Raw genomic sequence first — 17,400 nt, forward strand, 5'->3', positions numbered from 1 at the left:
CCGCTTAACGGCTCAGCTGCAATATCAGTTTGTCGCCATCCCTCTCCCACACCGCATGGGGCAGCTCTTTTCCCAACACACCGGCCAGCATCACTTCTGCGTGTTTTGACCTCTCCTGTGAGACGCGCAGTTCCAGCAGGCAGGTTTCACTTCTACAATCCAGATAATCCAAGCTGACACCGGAAAAATGCTCGGCTTGAGACAAAAGCTCCAACACGTTGGCTTCCTGCTCCTCGGCCCAACGCTCATCACGGAAATCCTGGTAATAACGTTGGCTCGCCTGATCGCGTATTGCCTGAAGTTCCAGTGCATTGCTGTGTTCAGCGATTTCATCGTTGAGAGGCAGCGCAGAGTACAGGTCACTGGCTTGATCCATTGTGGCCTCCGACATTGCAGCGTGTGTGTTAGTGGTTGTGTTGACGGCTGTGTTGGCGGCAAGCTCTGCCTGGAGAGGGGATTGCCGGGCATCGGCCCGGGCAATCCGTTGCGATAGCAAGGCCAGTTCAGTTTCCAGGTTGACGATTCTGCTTTGATACCCTGCAATCTGCGCGCTCAGGTTTACCGATTGCTGTTGCAGTTGCACCACCGTTTGTTGTACCCGGAGCCCATAAACTATGCCGATTACCAAAACGGTGCAGGCCAATCCCGGCACAATCGGATGGACTCCTTTTACGCTAAACCCGCTCATGTTACCGCTCCCATGAGGATCAGTTGAGATCGAGAACGATGCTGTGAATCTTGCCGCCGCTCTTGGGCAAAACGCAGAATACGGTGATGTATCCTTCGTAGGCGGTTCCGGCAACACTGCCGAAATCTAGAACCCGATCACCGGTACCGGTGGAGTAAACGGTTTCCGATGCCACTGTGTCACCAAAGCGGTTGCGGTTGATGGCGGTGCACCACATGCCCCCGTCGGTATCGGTTACGCTGACTTCCAGATCGGCGATGGTGCCGCTGCTGTAACCGTTGGCACGGGGTACCGGGCAGTCGATGTATCCCCAGTGGGTACTGCTGTTATTTTCAATGGCCCCATATTGATAGCCTATACCGGCACCGTATACCGTGCTGGCGCTGTACACGCTTTCGCACTGGGTGCCACTGAAGGTCTGTTTGGTGACGGCATGGCTGATGCTGGCTGTGGTACTGAGCAGGATTGCCGATAATACAAGGCATAGCTTGTGAGGAAGAAAACTGAACATGACGAACGCTCCTTGTGCTGGTTTGGAGTATCCAGTCTAGGGAGTTGGCAGCGTCAATCCAGTTAACTAGTGGTGGTGCGAAAGAACAAAAAGTACCAGGGGTGGCAGGTTACTGTGCTTACAATCCCCGCATCCATTCCGGCCGCAATGGAATCCGCCCCGGCTGATTGATCGCCAGGTCCACCTTCTCCAGCATGGCCTGTTTGTCTGCACCCAGGGTGCCTTTCAATACCAGGTAATTGGAGGCGTGATCAGAACGAAACACAGTGTTGTCCAGCTCAAGATGCTGCAGCAGCGTGCGAATTTCGTGAAACAGTGACATCTGATCAAGGGGTTCAAACTGGCCGTTGAATCCCGCCTGTACCCTCTCCTCCCCCAGGGGAAAGGACACCACCAGGGTGGACAGGTACTCCGGTTGGGTTGCGTTCATCAGGCGCGCTGAATTAATGGCGTGCTGTTGTGAGAAACGGCGTCCACCCATGCCATTGAGTATCATGACGGAACTCTGAATTCCCGCCTGCTTTAATTTCACCAGCGCCGCCCGGGAGCTTGCAAAGGTTTCCCCTTTATTGATGTAGCCCAGCACTTCGTCATCACCGGATTCACATCCCACATAGACCATACCCAGCCCCAGTTCCCGCAGGGTGGCCAGTTCTGCCACGGATTTGTTTTTGATGTTGCTGGGAAGGCAGTAGGCGGACACGCGTTCTACCTGGGGCATACGATCTTTGATGGCCTGCAGGATGGTGGTGAGGCGGCGTACCGACAGTACCATGGCGTCGCCATCGGCCAGAAACACTTTGCGTACCGCCAGCCCCGCAACTGCATCGATCTCTGCCAGAATATCCGCCTCGGCCTTGGGGCGAAACTTTTTCTGTGCTGCGGTGTACATGTCGCAGAAGGTGCATTGATTGTAGGAACAGCCATTGGTTACCTGCAGAATCAACGAGCGCCCCTCTGAGGGAGGGCGGAATACAGGCTCAATGTAGTCGATGGGAAAACGGTTCATAATACGATTCAGTTTGCCGACGGAAGTGGACTATAGTAACACAACAAAGAGCAGGCTCAGGGGAGCATCGTAGTTCACCATGACGTTTAAAACCTATGAAGATCTGGGACAGGGCATAACCCGAATTGACACGGGTATGATTCATGAGGGCCTGGCAGCACTGTATCTGGTGGGCAGCGAGGATGAATGGGCGCTGGTGGAAACCGGTACCCAACACAGTATTGCCACGATCATGGCGTTGTTGCAGGCGCGCGGGATCGACCCCATGCAGGTGAAGTATATAATTCCCACCCATGTGCACCTGGATCATGCCGGCGGAGTGGGGGGGCTGATGCAGCGATTACCTCAGGCAACCTTGCTGGTACACCCCAGGGGCGCCCGTCATATGATTGACCCGGCGCAACTCAAGGCCGGTGCCACGGCCGTTTACGGCGCCGAGGTTTTTCAGCAAATTTACGGTGACCTGATACCGGTTGAGCCCCATCGCGTGCGGCAGATGCAGGATGCCGAGCAGGTTACGCTGGGTAACCGCACCCTGGTGTTTTATGATACGCCGGGCCACGCACGCCATCATTTCTGTGTGCATGACCTGCAGTCCAATGGCGTATTCAGCGGTGATACCTTTGGCCTGGCGTACCCCACCCTGAACACGGCCAATGGGCCTTTTATCATGCTCTCCACCACCCCGGTGCAGTTCGATCCGCAGGCCCTGAAAAATTCCATTACCAAGTTGTTGTCGTTACAGCCCGGCCGTATGTACCTAACTCATTACGGTGCCGTTGATGGGGTGCCGGCGTTGGCTGAGCAATTACTATTACAGGTGGATGATTATGTTGCCATGGCCCGCCGGGTGCAGGCACAGGCCCCTCTGGAGCAGTGGGAGCAGCGCTTGGTTGGCCTGCTCACCGGCTATACGGTAAACCGCGCCAGGCGGCATGGGTGCACCCTTGCGGACGATGAACTGGAGCGCATCCTGGCGCTGGACATGAAACTGAATGCACAGGGCCTGGCGGTTTGGCTGGCCTCTGCAGACTAAGAGGATCTGATATAGAATGACTTAACAGTCATCGCCTCCCGGGCCGTCAGACGAGACCGACAACATGAGCATTTCGTTAACAGAATTACAGCAACAGGTACGTTCGCAGAAAGAAAAAATTCCATCTCTGTATGGCGCGGTGGATTTCGATCATACCCCGTTACGTTTCACCGCTGACCCCAATGTTAAATCACAAATGCCGCGGCGCCTGGCGAAACGGTTCAGGGGCCCGCTGCTGGCGGATCAGGAGCGGGTGGAGCGGGCCCGGGCCTATACCATGCTGGGGGATATTGTGGCGGATGCCTATGCCGCGTTGATGCCCCGCTATGGTTTTCGCCCCCTGATTGATATGTTGAAAACAGCCTGTGATCAAGGCTTGGCTGCGGTACCCGATGCGCCCCCGGAGTTGCACGATTTTATCGGCGCCATGGAAAACACCCCCCATTGGCTGGATTTGGATCTGGTGGATGAGGGCGCCCGCATCAGCCGCAATCAGATGGCCAATCTGACTCCCTTTGCTATTCGGGGGGCGTTTATCGCTACTTTTATGAATCAGTACTCCGGTTTGCCCATGGCCCTCACCGGTACCCTGTCCGGGGAATCCGCCGTGCAGCGGGTGAATGAAACCGCCAGCTTTTTCACCACCGCGACGCTGCCCGGTGCCCTGCGCCGCTATGGCGTTGGTTTTAAAGCGGCGGCCATGGTGCGCCTGATGCATTCCATGGTGCGCTTCAATCTGTTGACGCGATCGGAAAAGTGGGATGTGAAGGTCTACGGCATTCCCATTCCCCAGGTGGATCAAATGCCGGCAGGAACCATTCCGGCGTTTCTGGCTGCTTTCAATGCCATTGGCCGCAAGCGCAAAACGTTTACCCCCCAGGAGCGGGCCATCGTGGAGCTGTGCCGCTACCAGAGTTTTTTACTGGGCTTGCCCGAGGCGCTGTTGCCGGCAACCCCCCAGGCCATTGTGGACGTGATGATGGCCTATTCAGGCACCTTGCGGGATGGCTATGACGATGCCACCTGTGGTGCTCTGGTGAGGGCCACCATGGGGGCCTATCGGCCCCGGGACAAGTCCATCAAAAGCCGGATCTTCAACGAGGTGGAAAAAGGCTTTGCCAAAGTGTTTTTCAACCGCGTGCTCTTAAGTGAAGGCAATCGCTCGCTGGCCAGAAAAATGCAAGTGGCGGCCTCTCCCCTGGACTATCTTTTCTTTGCGATGGTGAGTGCTTATGTGTTACCACAGGTGATCGCCACCAGGGTGGCACAGCGTATTCCGGTTGTGGATAATATTGTGGACCAGGTCCTGATCAATAAGATCAATCGATTGCTGGTGGAGTACGGGCATCCGGAATACACAACGGATGCGTCGAAATATCAGGACAAACAAGCGGGATAAATTTTCATTCTGATCCACTGGCCAGGGAGTGTGCTATGCGATCCTCTTTTTTGTTTTTTCATTCTATTGCGGTTGTGGCCTTGTGTTGCGTTTACACCGCAAGCCACGCCGGTGAGATTCAATTGCCCGCCGAGTTACCGCAGCTGGAGGTGACGGCGGCCGCCGACCTGGGCACATTGGCGGATGATATCGGCTTGCCTCCGGGTACCATTGTGCCGGGTTTCACCGTTAATGATCATCAGGGAAACTCGATCACCCTGGAAGAGCTGAAAACCAGGGGCAATTTGCTGGTGGTGTTTTATCGCGGTGGCTGGTGTCCGTATTGCAATCGTCAGATTCGGCAGTTGACCGAGGCCTGGCCGGCGTTCAAGCAGCGTGAGGTTGTGCCGGTACTGATCAGTGTGGACAAACCCGATGCAGCGGCGATGGCAATGCGCACCTATGAGATTCCGTTTCCGGTGCTGTCTGACCCGGATCTGGTGGTGCATGACCTGTTCAAGGTCACCATGCAGCTGGATGACAAGCTGATTCCCAAGTATCGTGAGTACGGCATCAATGTGGAAGACTGGAGCGGGCGAACTCACCATAAATTCGCCGTGGCCTCGGTGTTTTTAATTAATCAGGCGGGTGTGGTGGTGTGGTCACACAGTGCCCTGGATTATAAAACCAGACCCAGTGTGGAGCAGTTGTTGCGGGTAATCGATCAACACCAGGAGGTGCTGTGACAGGGTATGACGAGGTACTGGGTTTCTGGTTTGAAGAGATCAGTGAAGCATCCTGGTGGAAGAAAGATCCGGCATTCGATCAGTTGATCCGGGATCGTTTCGGGGCTTTGCACGCCAGTGCTTCCCGGGCGGAATTATTTGCCTGGCGCGTGGCGCCGCGGGGGCGGTTGGCCGAGGTCATCATACTGGATCAATTCTCCCGTAACCTGTATCGGGATGATGCCCGAGCCTTCGCCCTGGACAGCATGGCGTTGGCGCTGGCGCAGGAAGCGGTAGGGTGCGGTGCCGATCAGCCGCTGTCGGCCGCGGAAAAAAGTTTCTTGTATCTACCCTATATGCATAGTGAGTCGGTCTCCATTCATCAGCAGGCAGTGGTTCTGTTTCAACAACCGGGTCTGGAAAAAAATCTCGATTTCGAGTTGCGCCACAAAGCCATCATTGACCAGTACGGTCGCTATCCCCATCGCAATCACACCCTGGGCCGGGTTTCCACCGAGCAGGAGCAGAGTTTTCTACAGCAGCCGGGCTCTTCGTTTTAGTTTTTTCTTGCTTAGATCGCTGACAACCGTCGTTGGCGTTGCGTTGATGTATGTATTGAACTTTCCAATTGTCGGATTCGGCACAGGCGGGTTTTAACGATCCACGGGCATGGCTCACCTAACTGTCTGATTCCTATGCTCTAAAAATTCCGTTCGACAGGGCGCGGCTGGAGTGATTTTTGCCTTGGTATGAACATGGATAGAATTCAGATTATTGTTGGCACCGTGAACGGCAGCGCCTGGAAAGCAGCTCAGGCTGCTGCCGCTATATTGCAGGCCCTGGGCTATGGTACCGAGGTTAACGAAGAAGCCAGGCCCCAGGATTTGCTGCGTGACCCAACTGAAACAATACTGGTCTGTTGCTCCACCACCGGCGATGGGGATGTGCCTCGCAATATCTACCCGGTGTATGCGGCACTGGATAACGAAGCGCTGGATCTGTGCGGCCGAAAGTACGGTGTGATTGCGCTGGGGGATCGCGGTTATCCCCGCTTTGCCCATGCCGGGTTATTGCTGGAGGATGCACTCTATCGCTCCGGTGCTATCCCCGTGGGAAACATGCTGACCATCGATGCCCAGGTGGATGAGCGGCCGCATTATACGGCAGCACGTTGGGCCAAGGACTGGAGTGAAGCGCTCAAATGCTGAGTGCCGTGGCACAGTATGAAATACGTTGATGTGATGAAATACTGCTTATCCTTACCACAATCCCGGCGCAGCGGGTTAAGTCCGACGGGTAATGCGTTTGCACTGATGGTGGGAGAAAAAACCTTCGGCTACTTTGAAACGGCGGTACCCATCCAATGGCAGTTCAGCCTGCGGGTGAGTCCGGAACATTTTGTTGAATTGCCTAATCCGCCTCAGGTGCGGCAAGCGAACAACGCTCACGATGGCTACTGGATTACCATTCAACGGGTAGAAAACTTCAACGCAGAGTTGCTGCGGGAGCTGATTGCCTGGTCCTATCAACAAGCGATAGAATAGAAGATCAAACGAATTTTATCAGCCGTTGGCTCCGCTGTTCATGAATAATAAGAATAACGCACCGGATTTTCTGGTGCAGTGGCAGGATGATTCACTGCAATCCTCCCTGGAAATCAATTGTGAACCCACCATCACCGAGTCCGCTTCGCCACTTAAGGCCAAGTTGCGCCAGGGCGCAATCCTGCACGAAGCGAAGCATGCCGTTATTGCCGTTAATGAGCTCAGGTTTACCCAGCCTACGGTATTGAACTTCATGCCCAACCGGATGGGTTTTTCGTTGCTGGTGGCATCCACGGCAGCGGTAAGGTACGGCTATGGAGGGGAGGAGCCCCGCGCATTGGGTTCCAGTGCCTTGATGATGATGCTGCCCGGCCGTGAAATCATAGCGACTATCTCGGCTGGGGTGATGCGCACCGTAACCTGTACCTTCAGCGTCGGCTATGCGGAAAGCATTATGGGCTCCCTGGCGGCCATTTCCCAGGTGCGTTTGTTGGATGCATTGGATGTGCGAAGCACATTGGTGTCTTCCATTATGTTCAGACTGATGAATGAAGCCATTTATCCCAGCCCTATCAGTGACAAAGTTGTGGATGCCCTGGGTCAGGCATTGCTGGTGGAATGTGCCCACTGGTCGTATGTGGAAAAACAGCCGGCCAGTCAACCCAGACGGTTAAGCGCTCAGGATTTTGAATTGATTGAGCAGTGTTTGTCGAGTGCTGATGGCAAAGCGCCCAGTGTGACGGAGCTGGCATCGCTGTGTGGTTTCAGCGAGCGCTATTTCTCCAAGTTGTTTCGTGAGCAAACCGGTTGCTCCATTTCGCAGTATATCAAGTCTGTTAAGATCGCCAGGGCGAAAGCCTATCTGCTTGAGACCGATCTTTCTTTGAAGGAAATTGCATATCGTCTGGGCTACAGTACACCGGCCAGTTTTTCCTATGCCTTTCGCTGTGCCACTGGCTGTACGCCCGCTGCATTTCGATTCTCCGAATAGATGGCACCAGTTTAATTGGCAAGCAGCGCCCGGATCAAAGACGTGACATTACGGGTTTCTCTTTCAAGATGGATGTCGTGGCGGGTATTGAGCATCAACATCAGCCAATAGCCATTGCCGGCACGGGTGGCGGTAAGCAGTTGTTCAAACAGAGCGTCGTCCGGCGAGGCTTGCAATTGGCGGGCGAAAGCCTGTTGGATCAGCCTGCGGCTCTTGTCTTCCAGGTGCTCCACCATGCGCGAGGTAACCAGTGACATGCCATTGAGCAGTTTTTCCAGAGTGTGGCGGTGGGTAATGATTTGCTGCAGTGAGTAATGTACCCCCAGTTCAATACGTTGGGTCAGGTCCGTGCCCGGTGTTTTGGCGACACGGTGGGCCAGCTCAAAGATGGCTTCATCCATAAAACGTTCCAGCCAAGCCAGGTAAACGTCCTCTTTGTTGCTGAAATACTGATAGATGGTGGCGTAAGGGTGGCCGCTTTCCAGGTGTATTTCGCTCATGGTGGCCTGTTGAAAGCCCAGGTTTTCCAACACCCGGGCACTGGCATCCAGAATTTCATTGTACTTTTTAATGGCGCGCGCCTGTTGCGGGCGCCGCCGCTTGCGGGGTTGTTTTCCGTGCACGTGAATGCCTTGGTTAAGAACCTGTTTTACCCCTGCATTATATGAGGCAGGGGGAATAATTTTCGTATTTTTGCAATAATGCGTCTATCGGCGACTCCGACCGGCCTTGGCGGGAGGTTCTATGCGTATTCATTTTCTCATCGGCCTGATCCTGTTCTGCTCCGCCTGTGCGAATCTGCCGGAGCGTTTTCCTAACGCTACGCCCACACAGCAAAGCGCCGTGGTGTTTGATATTGACGGTACCCTTACCCCTTCCCCCTGGCAGTTCTGGCGTGCCCGCGACGGGGCTGCCGCGGCGGTGAGTCAATACGCGGCGCTGGGCTATGAAATCATCTACATCACCGCCCGCATTCAGCTGTTGCAATGCCATATTCCCGGTTGGCTGGAGGATGAGGGGTTTCCGCTGGGTAACCTGTATGTGACCCAGAGCGCTGCGGATCGGGCCGACGCCGAAACCTTCAAACGCCGTGTGCTGCGGGAATGGCAGACACGGGGCTGGGAAGTGATGGCGGCTTTTGGCGATTCATCCTCGGACTTTGCCGCCTATTCAGCGGAAGGTGTGGATCAGGCCCGTATCATTGGCCTGCGGCGCGCCGGTCGGGATGAGTGTGAACCGGGCCCCTGGGCAGTTTGCCTGAGCGGTTGGGAAGCCCCCTTACCCTTATTGAACCCCGTGCTGGAATAGTGCCGAAAACACGAGCGTCCGGGGCTAGCCGCGACCGCGCTCAGGGTCTTCGGTTTGTGATCCGCTTGTAATATTTTGATTTTAAAAAGAATATCTTGTTCTTTGAGACGATAATTCGATTTTGTATAATGTGAGAGTAAGCTAGAATTTCTCGCATTACAATAAGCCTTTCCAGTGGCACCTGTTGGTGTGTTCCGTAATTCAACCGGCTATGACAGGAGAGGTGGAATGGCAGCGGTGAAAGCAGTACCCCGGGGGCGTGCGCCCGGTCGAGGTTCCATCATGTGGGATACGTTAACGGATCTGGCACACTTTCCGTTGATGTTGCCCATTGCCACCATGCAATCGGCGTTGCCTGCGGTGGGTACCGCAGTGAACCGGTACGGCATATACAAGTCGGATCCCCAGGCCCGGGGGCGGCGCACCAACTGGTCCATGATTCGGTTTTTGTACGACGGCGGTGATTTCGCGCAGCGTGAAGCCACCGACCTGCGCAGCCTGCACGCCAACATCAAGGGTACCCTGGATGATGGTTCCAAATACTACGCCCTTGATCCGAAAACCTTCCGAATCGTACCGGATACCTTCCTGGATGGGGTAATTCGCATTCGCGAGGATATGGGCAAACCGCTGAGCACCCGGGAGAAAGCGGTGTTGTATGAGGAATACACGCAGTTGTGTCTGCTGCTGGGTATTCCTCAGCGTCATATCGAGCCCACGTTGAAAGATTTCTACGCCTATTATGAAGATCTGATCCTCAACACCATGACCTATAACGATACCGTGAAGTTCCTCACCAGCCGTGGTATCGAACTGCCGGCCCGTTTGAAGCACGTTAAATCGGCCCAACCCCTGGCGGATAAGCTGCATCGCAAGCTGGTGTACCCTACCATGCGGGTTGCCGCCATCGGCGCGTTGCACCCACTGTACCGGCAGCGTTTTGATCTGCCCTGGAGCGATCGGGATCAGGCCGCCTACGAAAAACTGTGCAAACGGTTGCGCGGGTACGCGCGGGCGGTGCCCCGGGTGCTGCGCTACAACCCGGTGGCGCTGTTGGTGATGTCCGGTGTCCGTGGGCCGGGCTTGGTCACGCTGGAAGAGCTGGGCCGTATTGAGGAAAAGAAAAAGCAGTATGAGGCCCGTAAGGAGCGTTTGATTTCCAACCAATAAATCAAATCGATCGCTTTCTGATCGCTGTGCACCACATCGCTATGCACTACAATGTGCTGATCAGGCGTGTCGTGGTGCGCCACCCCCTCCCGTATATGCCCTGACCAAAAAAAATCAATGCATCTAGATACCTGTTTTTGCAGGGGTTTATGTGCCTGTTCCGGGGTTCGGAAAGCAGTTTTTCCGGTGTGTGGAACAGCCCTTGCACCCGCACTGTTATCAGTCAGCCGCACTGAAAACGCGCCTTGCTATCTATAGTTAAGTGTACTAGTTGTTGCAGTAGGTACCCTGCTATTTGCATTCGGGGCTTCGTGAACACAGGCAGGAGACGCTGAATGCCGAACCATTGGCAAGACACCGTCGAATTTGCGCAGGCATTTCGAAGACAACTACATGCGCGTCCGGAATTAAGTTGGCAAGAGCATCAGACCGCTTTGGCGGTGCGTCATGAACTGGATGAGTTATCGATCCCCTGGCGGCCCTGCGCTGAAACCGGCACCATCGCCTGGTTGAATTCCGGGGCAGGGGGCCCGGCCATCGCGCTGCGAGGGGATATGGATGCCTTGCCCATCACGGAGCAAACCGGCAAAGACTGGCAGTCACAAAACGAAGGCTGCATGCATGCCTGCGGCCACGATGGTCATACGGCAACGCTATTGGCCACCGCCCGCTGGTTGAAACGGCATGAATCGCAGTTACCACAACCGGTGGTACTGATCTTCCAGCCCGCGGAAGAGGGTTTTCACGGAGCGCGGGAAATGATTCGTGACGGTGCCCTGGAAGGGGTTGCCTGTATTTATGGCTGGCACAATTGGCCGGCGTTGCCTTATGGCGCCATGGCCTGCCCTGATTCACTGGTCATGTGCGGCAATGGCACCTTTATTATTGATGTGATCGGACGCGGCGGCCATGCCAGCCAACCGGAAGCCTGTCGCGACCCTTTGCTCGCCGCCAGCGCCATCACCCTCGCTTTGCAGCAAATCGTAAGCCGCCGTCTGTCGCCCCAGGCTGCGGCGGTGATCAGTGTTACCCAGTTTAATGCCGGTACCGCCCCCACCGTGATCCCCGAAACAGCGCAATTGGGCGGCAGCATTCGCGTCCCCGATGAATCTACCCGGCACACCATTAATCAACTCATTACCGAGGTGGCCACACAAACCGCGGCATCCTGGGGGGTGCAATGCACCGTAACCCATGAACCCCGCTACCAGGCCACCATCAATCATGCCGCGCCGGCCACACAGGCGCGGCAGGCCTGGGTTGATCTGTTCGGTGCGGAAACGCTGCAGCATGGTCACCCGATGCCGATCATGGCGTCGGAAGATTTCAGTTACTACCTGCAGGCAATTCCCGGCGCCTTTGCGCTGATCGGCAGCGATGATGGCCAGGGTCATCATGTTCCCTGCCACAGCCCTCACTATGACTTTAATGATCGATTGATTGCAGATGTCTGCCGGTGGTTTTGCCGCTTGGCGGGCTTGTCTGCAATCTAATAACGGAAAACAAAGGAGAGAACATGAGCATCTTTGAAGAACGAGAGTCCAGTATCCGTGCCTATAGCCGGATGTTTCCCGTGGTGTTTTCTTCAGCGAAGAATGCCCGTCAAACCGATGAGAATGGAAAGGAATACATTGATTTTTTTGCCGGTGCCGGGGTTTTGAATTTTGGCCACAACAACGAGCGCATGATTCAGGCAATGATCGACTACATGCAGAAAGATGGTGTGCTGCACAGTCTGGATATGCAGACCAGCGCCAAGGCCAATTTCATGCAGCGTTTCACTGACGTGATTCTTGCGCCCAGGAACATGCCGCACCGCATGCAGTTTATGGGGCCAACCGGCACCAATGCGGTGGAGGCGGCCATGAAACTGGCACGGCGGGCCACCGGTCGCCACCAGATCGTGGCATTCAGCCATGGTTTTCACGGCATGACACTGGGGGCCCTGGCGGCCACCGCCAATCAGTATTTTCGTGGTGCATCCGGCGTGCCTTTGCTACACGTCAGTCATGAACCCTTTGGCTGCGAAACCCGGTGTGTTGGGTGTGAAGCCGATTGTGGCATCCAGTCATTGCAGGCGCTGGCGTCCCGTTACCGGGATCCTTCCAGCGGCCTGGATGCACCGGCGGCGTTTCTGGTGGAAGTGATACAAGCCGAAGGCGGCGTTAATGTGGCGGGCAAGGAATGGCTGAAAGCGTTGTCCGCATTGGCTCGGGAACTGGGTGCCGTACTGATCGTGGACGAGATTCAGGTGGGCTGTGGCCGGACCGGTTCTTATTTCAGTTTTGACGATATGGATGTAGAGCCAGATATCATCTGTCTGGCAAAAGGTATTGGCGGCATTGGCACACCCATGGCCATGAATCTGGTGCATCCCGAACTGGATAAGCATTGGTCCCCGGGAGAACACACCGGCACATTTCGTGGCCAGAACCTGTCGTTCGTGGCCGGTGCGGAGGCGTTGAGTTATTTCGAGAACGATGAGTTGATGCAGGAAGTCGCGGAGAAAACGCAATTGACCCGCACCCAACTGGAGCCGTTGCTGAAGGCAGACAACAGTCTGCAGCTGCGTGGCAAGGGCCTGATCATGGGGTTGGATGTGCGCAATGGTGAACGTGCCACGGCCATCGTCAAACGCTGCTTTGAACACGGTTTGATTATTGCGAGCTGTGGTACCGGCGGCCGGGTGTTGAAGCTGATACCACCGCTTACCATTCCCCGGGAGGACTTGCTGGCCGGTTTGGATATTCTGGTGGACGCGGTGCGTTTTGTGATGGAGGAGGCCGCATGATTGAACGTGATGACATGACGTTTCCCTATTCGGAATTCCAGCGTCGGTTGGTGGAATTGCGGCAGCGCATTGCCGAGCGCCATCTGGATGCGGTGGTGATCACCGATCCGGAGAATATCGCTTATCTGACGGATTATCAGACCACCGGCTATTCCTTCTTCCAGGCCCTGGTGGTGCCGTTGGAAAAGGAGCCGTTCATGATTACCCGGGCATTGGAAGAATCCAATGTGTTCGCCCGCACCTGGGTGGAGGTGACCCGGCCCTACCCGGATACCGGTGATGCCATTCAGATGCTGGTGGACGCCCTGCGCGAATTCGGGCTGGCCGATAAACGCATCGGATATGAGCGCAACAGCTACTTCTTCCCTGCCTACCAGCAGGATTGCATTCATACCTCCCTCAAGGACGGTAAGCTATTGGATTGCTTTGGTATCGTGGAGGAAGGCCGTATTTGCAAATCCGCCGTGGAGATTGAGGTCATGCAGCGGGCCGCCATTGCCACCGAAGCGGGAATGAAAGCGGGGATTGAAGCCTGTCGTGCCGGGATTACAGAAAACGAAATCGGCGCGGCCATCAGCGCCGCCATGTTCCGTGCCGGTGGCGAGACCCCGGCGGTGATGCCTTATGTCACGTCGGGCCCCCGTACCATGATTGGTCATGCCACCTTTGAAGGGCGTGTAGTGCAGCCCGGTGAGCATGTGTTTCTGGAAGTGGGTGGCTGTTACCGGCGCTATCACACCGCCATGATGCGTACCGTGTTGCTGGGTGAAATGACAGATTCCATGTACGAAGCCCAGGAAACCATGAAGCGGGCATTGAATGCTGTTCACCGTATGGTTCAGCCCGGCATGACCGTGTCGGACGTGGATAACATGGTGCGTAACATCATTACTGACAACAACGTGGGTGCGCGCCTGATTACCCGTTCCGGTTATTCCATCGGAATTGCCTTTCCCCCCAGTTGGGATGAGGGTTACATCATTAGCCTGAAACAGGGTAACTCGGCGGTTTTGAAAGAAGGCATGACCTTCCACATGATTCCGTGGATGTGGGGGGTGGATGGTGATAAGACCTGTGGAATTTCGGACACCATTGTGATCACCGACGACGGTTGTCGTTCATTCTTTACGTTGGAGCGGGATTTTACCGTAAAGTCCGAGGGCGCTGCATCCGGCGAACACATGGAGCTGGTGCAATCGCGTCAGGCTGAAGCGGAGGATGCCCCAGCGGACGCCAATACGGACAGCAATGTGAAAGCATCAAAAACGCGCAGGAAGTCCGTATCCCCTGTTTGAGATCTGTGTGACAACCCGTGTAAGAATTAAGCTAGGAGAAAAGTATGCTAACACCAGTTAATCCCACCACCGGAGAAGCGCTGCCGACGGCGCAGTCTCTGGCGCCGGATGCCGCCCATGATCTGATTGCGCAGGTGGCTGCAGGGTTTACCGCGTGGCGCGCCAAATCCATCGCTGAACGGGCGGTTTATCTGCGCAACATGGCCACCGGCATGCGGGAGGCGAAGTCCGAGCTGGCAGAGCTGATGGCGCTTGAAATGGGTAAGCCACTGGCCGAAGGATTGGGTGAGGTGGAGAAAGGCGCCTGGTGCGCGGAATTTTATGCCGATCACGCAGATCAGTATCTGGCGCCGGAGTTTCTGGATTCCGATGCCAGCACCAGTTACGTACAGTATCCGCCCCTGGGTACGGTGTTGGGCATACTGCCCTGGAATGCACCGGTGTGGCTGGCATTGCGTTTTGTGGCCCCGGCGCTGATGGCGGGTAACACCTGTGTTATGAAAGCGGATCCCAATGTACCGGCAACAGCACGCCGGTTAACCGAGGTGTTTCACGCATCCGGCCTGCCGCAAAACGTCATGGCTAACCTGCCCATCACCAACGAACAGGTGGCGGCCGCCATTGATCACCCGGCGGTTAAAGCGGTGTCGTTCACCGGTTCCAGTGGTGCCGGACAAAAGGTTGCGGCGAGGGCAGCGGCTGGATTAAAACCGGCGGTACTGGAGCTGGGTGGTTCTGATCCCTGTATTGTGATGGCGGATGCCGATCTGGAAAAGGCCGCCGATATTGTTACCTTGTCACGCATGATCAATGCCGGCCAATCCTGTATTGCCGCCAAACGGCTATTGGTTGAAGCCAGTATCTATGACAGTTTTTGTGAAAAGTTATATGAGCGTTTCAGTAAGATCGCCATGGGTGACCCGCGCAATGAGAGCAACCAACTGGGGCCATTGGCACGCTCGGATTTACGGGAGCATCTGCATCAGCAGGTAACGGATTCGGTTAACGCCGGAGCCCGCTGCATTCTGGGGGGAGACCTGCCGGCCGGTGGTGGATTTTTTTATCCGCCCACCTTGCTGCTGGATGTGCAGCCGGGTATGCCGGTATTCGAAGAAGAAACCTTTGGCCCGGTGCTGAGCATAACACCGGTCAATGATATCGAGCAGGCGCTGACGCTGGCCAATGCCACGGAGTACGGTTTGGGCGCCAGCATCTGGACCACCAACCAGGATTGCATCAATCTGGCCATTGCCTCGCTGCAAGCAGGGCAAATCGCTGTCAACGGTATTGTGAAAACCGATCCCCGGTTGCCTTCCGGCGGTATCGGCCGCTCCGGTTACGGGCGTGAACTGGGGCCACATGGTATCCGGGAATTTGTGAATACCCAGCAGATCTGGATTGCCTGATTTCGTTGCCAGGCCGACCCATTTGCACACCGGTTTCGAAGTCGGTATGGTAAAAAACCATCAAGAATGTCTTGGAGCAAAATATGCCACTGCGCAACGCTGTTCAATTGATTTGCTATCCGGATCGCTTGGGAAATAATCTTCGTGACCTGAATACGGTGATTGAAAAACACCTGCACGATGCCATTGGTGGTGTGCACATTCTTCCTTTCTATCCGTCCAACGCCGATGGCGGGTTTTCGCCGCTGACCCATGAAGAGGTGGATCCTGCCTTCGGTACCTGGGAAGACATCGAACGCATTTCCAGTCGTTACGATCTGTGCGCGGATCTTACCGTCAATCACATTTCCGATGAGTCAGTGGAGTTCAGGGACTTCGTTGCCAAGGGCTTCGATTCTGAATACGCGGATCTGTTTGTGGATGTGGAAAAGTTCGGTGAGATCACACCGGATGACATGGCCAAGATTCACATCCGCAAGGAAAAGGAACCGTTTCGGGAAGTGGAGTTTGCCAACGGTGGCAGGGCATCTGTGTGGTGTACTTTCACCGAGCATCAGATCGACCTGAATTATGAATCGGAAAAAACCTATGAGTTGATGGAGCGCTATATCCGTTTTCTGACGGAGAAGGGCGTTACTCTGTTTCGTCTGGATGCCTTCGGTTACACCACCAAAAAAATCGGCACCAGCTGCTTTTTGGTGGAGCCGAATGTGTATCGCATACTGGAATGGGTGAACGAAGTGGCGCAGCGCCACGGCGCCGAGTGTTTGCCGGAGGTGCACGACCATACCAGTTACCAATACGCGATCTCCCGCCGCAATATGCATCCTTATGGGTTTGCGTTACCGCCCCTGCTGCTCTATTCCCTGCTGGATGCTAACAGTGTGTATCTGAAAAACTGGCTGCGAATGTGTCCGCGCAATATGATAACCGTACTGGATACCCATGATGGAATCTGTATTCCCGATGTGGAAGGCGTGTTGCCGGATGACAAGATCAAGGATCTGATTGATAACATCGATGCCCGCTCGGCTGATCCCATACTGCGGCGCTCGGCGGCCAATATTCACAGCGTGGGTGCCATCTATCAGCTTACCTGCACCTTCTATGATGCCATGATGCAGAACGATGATGCCTACATTGCAGCCCGGGCCATTCAGTTTTTTGCGCCGGGCATACCGCAGGTGTATTACGTAGGCCTGCTGGCCGGAGTGAACGATCGGGATTTGATGGAGCGCACCGGTGAGTTACGGGACATCAATCGCAAGTACTATACGCTGGAGGAAGTGGACGAGGCCGTGGAGCAACCGGTGGTGCAACGTTTGCTGCGTCTGATGCGTTTCCGCTCAAATTACCCGGCTTTTCAGGGGCGCTTTGAACTGAATTATTCCAATGATTCCAGCGTGGCCATGGCTTGGCGTCATGGTGAACATTACTGCCATCTGTTTGTTGACTTGAATTTTAATACGTCCACCATAACCTATATAGACGAGCAGGATGGCTCGGAACAGACTTTCCACGGCTAATATTTACGCAGTGCACCCAAGC

18 protein-coding genes are annotated in these 17,400 nt (G+C 55.2%); 14 read left to right on the forward strand and 4 right to left on the reverse strand.

Annotated features, from left to right (window positions below; genetic code table 11):
- Window positions 1–4 precede the first annotated feature (4 nt).
- From D9N13_RS13585 to D9N13_RS13595, 3 genes are all read right to left on the reverse strand, one after another.
- Window positions 5–688: a hypothetical protein gene (locus D9N13_RS13585; RefSeq protein ID WP_290591017.1), complete on the reverse strand. Its 684-nt coding sequence runs from the start codon at window positions 686–688 to the stop codon at window positions 5–7.
- A gap of 19 nt (window positions 689–707) precedes the next feature.
- The gene (locus D9N13_RS13590; RefSeq protein ID WP_290591019.1) at window positions 708–1,199 is read right to left on the reverse strand and encodes a hypothetical protein; all 492 of its coding nucleotides are present in this window, start codon (window positions 1,197–1,199) and stop codon (window positions 708–710) included.
- Between the two features lie 118 nt (window positions 1,200–1,317).
- Window positions 1,318–2,208 (reverse strand): radical SAM protein, encoded by an 891-nt coding sequence (locus D9N13_RS13595; protein WP_290591023.1) that lies wholly within the window; start codon window positions 2,206–2,208, stop codon window positions 1,318–1,320.
- A 79-nt stretch (window positions 2,209–2,287) separates the two neighbouring features.
- Between D9N13_RS13595 and D9N13_RS13600 the strand changes: the two genes are divergently transcribed.
- From D9N13_RS13600 to D9N13_RS13630, 7 genes are all read left to right on the forward strand, one after another.
- Window positions 2,288–3,244 carry an MBL fold metallo-hydrolase gene (locus tag D9N13_RS13600; RefSeq protein ID WP_290591026.1) on the forward strand — a complete coding sequence of 319 codons (957 nt, stop codon included), beginning with the start codon at window positions 2,288–2,290 and terminating at the stop codon, window positions 3,242–3,244.
- Window positions 3,245–3,308: 64 nt separating this feature from the next.
- Window positions 3,309–4,643 carry an oxygenase MpaB family protein gene (locus tag D9N13_RS13605; RefSeq protein ID WP_290591029.1) on the forward strand — a complete coding sequence of 445 codons (1,335 nt, stop codon included), beginning with the start codon at window positions 3,309–3,311 and terminating at the stop codon, window positions 4,641–4,643.
- 35 nt (window positions 4,644–4,678) lie between these two features.
- Complete coding sequence (locus D9N13_RS13610; protein WP_290591032.1) at window positions 4,679–5,368, forward strand: peroxiredoxin family protein; 690 nt, start codon at window positions 4,679–4,681, stop codon at window positions 5,366–5,368.
- Complete coding sequence (locus D9N13_RS13615) at window positions 5,365–5,907, forward strand: DUF924 family protein (protein ID WP_290591035.1); 543 nt, start codon at window positions 5,365–5,367, stop codon at window positions 5,905–5,907. Before D9N13_RS13610 ends, D9N13_RS13615 begins: the two co-directional genes overlap by 4 nt.
- Window positions 5,908–6,102: 195 nt before the next feature.
- The gene (locus D9N13_RS13620; RefSeq protein ID WP_290591038.1) at window positions 6,103–6,555 is read left to right on the forward strand and encodes a flavodoxin domain-containing protein; all 453 of its coding nucleotides are present in this window, start codon (window positions 6,103–6,105) and stop codon (window positions 6,553–6,555) included.
- A 15-nt stretch (window positions 6,556–6,570) separates the two neighbouring features.
- Window positions 6,571–6,891, forward strand: a complete 321-nt coding sequence (locus D9N13_RS13625; protein WP_290591041.1) for a hypothetical protein — start codon at window positions 6,571–6,573, stop codon at window positions 6,889–6,891.
- 40 nt (window positions 6,892–6,931) lie between these two features.
- On the forward strand, window positions 6,932–7,882 hold the full coding sequence (locus D9N13_RS13630; protein WP_290591044.1) for a helix-turn-helix domain-containing protein: 951 nt from the start codon (window positions 6,932–6,934) through the stop codon (window positions 7,880–7,882).
- Between the two features lie 11 nt (window positions 7,883–7,893).
- On the opposite strand, the gene D9N13_RS13635 is transcribed toward D9N13_RS13630, so the two are convergent.
- Entirely contained in the window at window positions 7,894–8,505 is a 612-nt protein-coding gene (locus D9N13_RS13635) for a TetR/AcrR family transcriptional regulator (protein WP_290591047.1), read from the reverse strand.
- Between the two features lie 121 nt (window positions 8,506–8,626).
- On the opposite strand from D9N13_RS13635, the gene D9N13_RS13640 reads away from it, so the two are divergent.
- The 7 genes from D9N13_RS13640 (at window position 8,627) to gtfA (ending at window position 17,378) form a co-directional block, all read left to right on the forward strand.
- Window positions 8,627–9,190 (forward strand): hypothetical protein, encoded by a 564-nt coding sequence (locus D9N13_RS13640; protein ID WP_290591050.1) that lies wholly within the window; start codon window positions 8,627–8,629, stop codon window positions 9,188–9,190.
- Window positions 9,191–9,418: 228 nt separating this feature from the next.
- A complete protein-coding gene (locus tag D9N13_RS13645) occupies window positions 9,419–10,360 on the forward strand; it encodes an oxygenase MpaB family protein (protein ID WP_290591053.1) in 942 nt (313 codons plus the stop codon).
- Between the two features lie 335 nt (window positions 10,361–10,695).
- Window positions 10,696–11,853: a N(2)-acetyl-L-2,4-diaminobutanoate deacetylase DoeB2 gene (gene doeB2 / locus D9N13_RS13650; protein WP_290591056.1), complete on the forward strand. Its 1,158-nt coding sequence runs from the start codon at window positions 10,696–10,698 to the stop codon at window positions 11,851–11,853.
- A 23-nt stretch (window positions 11,854–11,876) separates the two neighbouring features.
- On the forward strand, window positions 11,877–13,151 hold the full coding sequence (locus D9N13_RS13655; protein WP_290591059.1) for an aspartate aminotransferase family protein: 1,275 nt from the start codon (window positions 11,877–11,879) through the stop codon (window positions 13,149–13,151).
- A complete protein-coding gene (gene doeA / locus D9N13_RS13660) occupies window positions 13,148–14,446 on the forward strand; it encodes an ectoine hydrolase (protein WP_290591062.1) in 1,299 nt (432 codons plus the stop codon). Before D9N13_RS13655 ends, doeA begins: the two co-directional genes overlap by 4 nt.
- A gap of 44 nt (window positions 14,447–14,490) precedes the next feature.
- Entirely contained in the window at window positions 14,491–15,852 is a 1,362-nt protein-coding gene (locus tag D9N13_RS13665) for an NAD-dependent succinate-semialdehyde dehydrogenase (protein ID WP_290591065.1), read from the forward strand.
- Between the two features lie 83 nt (window positions 15,853–15,935).
- Window positions 15,936–17,378 carry a sucrose phosphorylase gene (gene gtfA, locus D9N13_RS13670; protein ID WP_290591068.1) on the forward strand — a complete coding sequence of 481 codons (1,443 nt, stop codon included), beginning with the start codon at window positions 15,936–15,938 and terminating at the stop codon, window positions 17,376–17,378.
- Window positions 17,379–17,400 lie beyond the last annotated feature (22 nt).

This window comes from Ketobacter sp. GenoA1, assembly GCF_003671475.1.
In the GTDB taxonomy this organism is placed as follows: domain Bacteria; phylum Pseudomonadota; class Gammaproteobacteria; order Pseudomonadales; family Ketobacteraceae; genus Ketobacter.

Excerpts from the sequence above, each read along its gene's own strand:
- D9N13_RS13630 (WP_290591044.1), top strand. The coding sequence starts at position 6,932 with ATGAATAATAAGAATAACGCACCGGATTTTCTGGTGCAGTGGCAGGAT.
- D9N13_RS13610 (WP_290591032.1), top strand. The coding sequence starts at position 4,679 with ATGCGATCCTCTTTTTTGTTTTTTCATTCTATTGCGGTTGTGGCCTTG.
- D9N13_RS13665 (WP_290591065.1), top strand. The coding sequence starts at position 14,491 with ATGCTAACACCAGTTAATCCCACCACCGGAGAAGCGCTGCCGACGGCG.
- D9N13_RS13625 (WP_290591041.1), top strand. The coding sequence starts at position 6,571 with ATGAAATACGTTGATGTGATGAAATACTGCTTATCCTTACCACAATCC.
- doeB2 (WP_290591056.1), top strand. The coding sequence starts at position 10,696 with ATGCCGAACCATTGGCAAGACACCGTCGAATTTGCGCAGGCATTTCGA.
- D9N13_RS13620 (WP_290591038.1), top strand. The coding sequence starts at position 6,103 with ATGGATAGAATTCAGATTATTGTTGGCACCGTGAACGGCAGCGCCTGG.
- D9N13_RS13595 (WP_290591023.1), bottom strand. The coding sequence starts at position 2,208 with ATGAACCGTTTTCCCATCGACTACATTGAGCCTGTATTCCGCCCTCCC.
- D9N13_RS13655 (WP_290591059.1), top strand. The coding sequence starts at position 11,877 with ATGAGCATCTTTGAAGAACGAGAGTCCAGTATCCGTGCCTATAGCCGG.
- doeA (WP_290591062.1), top strand. The coding sequence starts at position 13,148 with ATGATTGAACGTGATGACATGACGTTTCCCTATTCGGAATTCCAGCGT.
- D9N13_RS13645 (WP_290591053.1), top strand. The coding sequence starts at position 9,419 with ATGGCAGCGGTGAAAGCAGTACCCCGGGGGCGTGCGCCCGGTCGAGGT.
- D9N13_RS13600 (WP_290591026.1), top strand. The coding sequence starts at position 2,288 with ATGACGTTTAAAACCTATGAAGATCTGGGACAGGGCATAACCCGAATT.
- D9N13_RS13585 (WP_290591017.1), bottom strand. The coding sequence starts at position 688 with ATGAGCGGGTTTAGCGTAAAAGGAGTCCATCCGATTGTGCCGGGATTG.
- D9N13_RS13605 (WP_290591029.1), top strand. The coding sequence starts at position 3,309 with ATGAGCATTTCGTTAACAGAATTACAGCAACAGGTACGTTCGCAGAAA.
- D9N13_RS13590 (WP_290591019.1), bottom strand. The coding sequence starts at position 1,199 with ATGTTCAGTTTTCTTCCTCACAAGCTATGCCTTGTATTATCGGCAATC.
- gtfA (WP_290591068.1), top strand. The coding sequence starts at position 15,936 with ATGCCACTGCGCAACGCTGTTCAATTGATTTGCTATCCGGATCGCTTG.
- D9N13_RS13640 (WP_290591050.1), top strand. The coding sequence starts at position 8,627 with ATGCGTATTCATTTTCTCATCGGCCTGATCCTGTTCTGCTCCGCCTGT.